This window comes from Dissulfurispira sp. (genome assembly GCF_036745535.1).
GTDB lineage: Bacteria > Nitrospirota > Thermodesulfovibrionia > Thermodesulfovibrionales > Dissulfurispiraceae > Dissulfurispira.
In genome coordinates this window covers 1-2,822 of record NZ_DAIOFX010000097.1, presented here as the reverse complement: position 1 = coordinate 2,822, position 2,822 = coordinate 1, and the positions used below count along the sequence as shown (strand labels likewise).

Below are 2,822 nucleotides of genomic sequence, written 5' to 3'. Positions count from 1 at the left end.
GAGGTATTATTTCGCTGTTACTGCAGCCGATTGTGAATTTCTTCAGCAGGAGGCATGAAAGGCAGGCTGACAGGGCTTCGTATGAGTTGACAAATGATGCAGAGAGCATGGTGAGTGCGCTCGTGAAGCTTTCGAAGGAGAATCTATCAAATCTCTATCCGCATCCGCTTTATGTCGTTTTATACTATTCCCATCCGCCTATTCTGGATAGGATAAGGTATATAAAAAATTTGTCTTGAGTATCCTGAAGAATTCGTCCAGCATTTCTTTTCTGAGGTCGACAATTTCATCGAGTTGTTTAATGAATACACGATAAGGCTTTGCAGGGCCTTGTTCTATGTGCTTAAGCAGTGCATTGCAGAAATACCAGTTGCACCTGAAGGGTCTTACTGCTCTTTCTATGGTGCATCCGAATTTTGATAAGAACTGGCAGGGGTCGGTGTCGCTTACGCCTTCTTTATATACAGGTGGCTTCAGCCCCAGGGCATGGATGTATATGAGGTCTTCGTAATCGTAATATCCATGCTTGTTTATGCAGCAGACCTTTTCGCAGTTCGGGCAGACAATAGAGGTATTTTGCTGGATGAAGGAATCGATTCCATCGATTCTGTATTTTATTATTCTTGCAAGGTCTTTCACATGGGCAAGCTCGTCGCTGTGTTCAGATGAGAATTTTTTTAAAAGCCCTATTCCTTTATCCCAATCAGACCTCTTGTGCCATGACAGTTCATGGTTGAGTAAATTCAATAGTGTCATAGTTGTATGGTATATTAAAAATACAATGAAGTGCAAAGAATGCAATGGCGAACTAAGGCTTATTATCGGCTGAAAGACCGTATATTTTCGCTGCATGGAATGCGGCAGGGAATTCAAGGTCTCGGAATATATTAATGAAATCGACAGCGACACATGGGACAGGATAGCCCTCAGACCATGTAATAGGGCATAAAAGGAGAGTAATGGATAAACATTTAACAAGGCTTGCCGAGATATACAAGGCAATAGACAATCTTTACGATGCAGCCATGAGGCATTACGATTTTCGCTGTGAGGGATGTGTTGACAACTGCTGTGTGACAAAGTTCTATCATCACACAAATATAGAAGAACTTTATCTATCAGAGGGGTTAAAAAAGCTTGACGAAGATAAAAAGAAAGAGATTTTATTACGGGCAGAAGATGTTGTGAAGATTCATAATTCATCCCCAGATGATGTAAGGGTTATGTGTCCTCTCAATGAAAAAGGTCTGTGCATAGTATATGAGCATCGGCCCATGATATGCAGGATTCACGGCGTGCCTTATCAGATGTTCAAGAAAAATATGTCTATAGAATTCGGCACGGGATGCTATAAGTTCATTAACGAAAAGCTGAATGAAAATATGCAGTATTTCATGTTCAACCGCACTGTTTTTTATGTGGAAATGGCAAAGGTGGAAAAGGAATTGAGGGAGAGCCTTAATCTTACAGAAGATTATAAGAAGACCACAGCAGAGATGGTTGTGAGTATATTAAAACCAAAGTCATGAAGTATGATAGGCAGGATTGGTTTGAACGAAATTCGATATTTTTCGGTAACGGTTCTTAGCGAAATGGAGCGTCAGGCAATGGTATAATCTCTCCGCTTCATTCTCGAATGGCATCCAGCCATTCTCCGAAGCAAAGACAGCCCGCTTAGGCATCCATGCCACGCTTGGGCTGTCCAAGTCGCTCCGAGACCATACCATTGCCTGACAGCCGCAACTGTCTGAGCGAAGCGAGTTTTGCGGCTGTAGCGGAATGAGCTTAGAACTGTCGAAAAGTATCGTCTGAAGTGAAAGCCGATCCTGCCTATTAAGAGACTGATGCAAGGAGGTAATTTATTTCTCATATCATCATAGACGGGTACAATGTAATCGGGATTTTCCATAAAGACATGGAAAAGGCGAGGGATGGGTTTGTCAATCTGCTGATAGATTACAAAAAGATAAAGGCTCATGACATCACAGTGGTTTTTGACGGCTATAAAAACGGCGCAGGCACCGAACATGTAGCAGTCCGCGGTGGCGTGAAGATTATCTATTCACGGCTTGGAGAAAGGGCAGATGACGTCATCAAGAGGATTATATCAAGGGATAGAAAGGAATGGATTGTTGTGAGCAATGACAGGGATATTGCAAATCATTCATGGAGCGTAAACTCGATTCCGGTGCCGTCAGAAAGTTTTTTTGAGATTGTATCAAGGCATGCAGGACAGGGTGTTAAGCAAACAAACGAAGAAACTGCGGATGAACTTTCCTGTAAAGATTTTGAAGAGGACGAATATCCACATGCTTCCAAAGGAAATCCCTACCGACCCTCGAAAAAAGAAAAGGCAATAAGAAGGGCGTTGAGCAAATTGTAAAACATTTCATAATCATAAATTCTATGTTGTGATATAATCATTTCAATAACAAATTAATTGATGGGGGCAAAAGTTGTCTGAACTTTTACCATCTCTTACGTAAGTTGATGACTTTATTGCAAAAAAGAAAGAAATTGCCAGTAAGATAAAATGGAGAAATAAGGGCAAGGCATTGCTGGAATGGTCATCTATACTAATCGACGAAGATGGAATAAGCATACCTACTGCAAGAATTATTTCAACGGCAAACCCCGAAGAAGACCTATATAAATTTACTTTTGCGCTGGACTATCACGGTCATAACATAAGGCGTCTTGATATTGACGATACTCACCAAAGAACCAATCCTGCTGCATGTCCTGAATATGGAGGAAAACGAATAACAGGCAATCACTTACATATCTGGAACCCCGAACATGGAGATAAATGTGTTGTCCCT

At 41.4% G+C, this 2,822-nt stretch carries 5 protein-coding genes and 1 pseudogene; 5 read left to right on the top strand and 1 reads right to left on the bottom strand.

Going from position 1 to position 2,822, the window contains the following annotated elements:
• Nucleotides 1–239: M48 family metalloprotease (locus V7L97_RS11055; RefSeq protein WP_333655963.1), on the top strand; the 239-nt coding region annotated here is incomplete at its 5' end.
• Here V7L97_RS11055 and V7L97_RS11050 read toward each other — a convergent pair.
• Entirely contained in the window at nucleotides 199–756 is a 558-nt protein-coding gene (locus V7L97_RS11050; RefSeq protein WP_333655962.1) for a hypothetical protein, read from the bottom strand. The genes V7L97_RS11055 and V7L97_RS11050 overlap by 41 nt on opposite strands.
• An 88-nt stretch (nucleotides 757–844) precedes the next feature.
• Here V7L97_RS11050 and V7L97_RS13120 point away from each other — a divergent pair.
• From V7L97_RS13120 to V7L97_RS11035, 4 genes and pseudogenes are all read left to right on the top strand, one after another.
• Nucleotides 845–949 (top strand): annotated as a pseudogene (locus tag V7L97_RS13120) (hypothetical protein); the annotation flags it as partial.
• Between the two features lie 10 nt (nucleotides 950–959).
• The gene (locus V7L97_RS11045) at nucleotides 960–1,529 is read left to right on the top strand and encodes a YkgJ family cysteine cluster protein (protein ID WP_333655960.1); all 570 of its coding nucleotides are present in this window, start codon (nucleotides 960–962) and stop codon (nucleotides 1,527–1,529) included.
• Nucleotides 1,530–1,861: 332 nt separating this feature from the next.
• Nucleotides 1,862–2,383, top strand: coding sequence for an NYN domain-containing protein (locus V7L97_RS11040; protein ID WP_333655972.1), 522 nt, complete (start codon nucleotides 1,862–1,864; stop codon nucleotides 2,381–2,383).
• 172 nt (nucleotides 2,384–2,555) lie between these two features.
• Nucleotides 2,556–2,822, top strand: a 267-nt coding sequence (locus V7L97_RS11035) for a hypothetical protein (RefSeq protein WP_333655958.1), incomplete at its 3' end; no start/stop codon positions are given.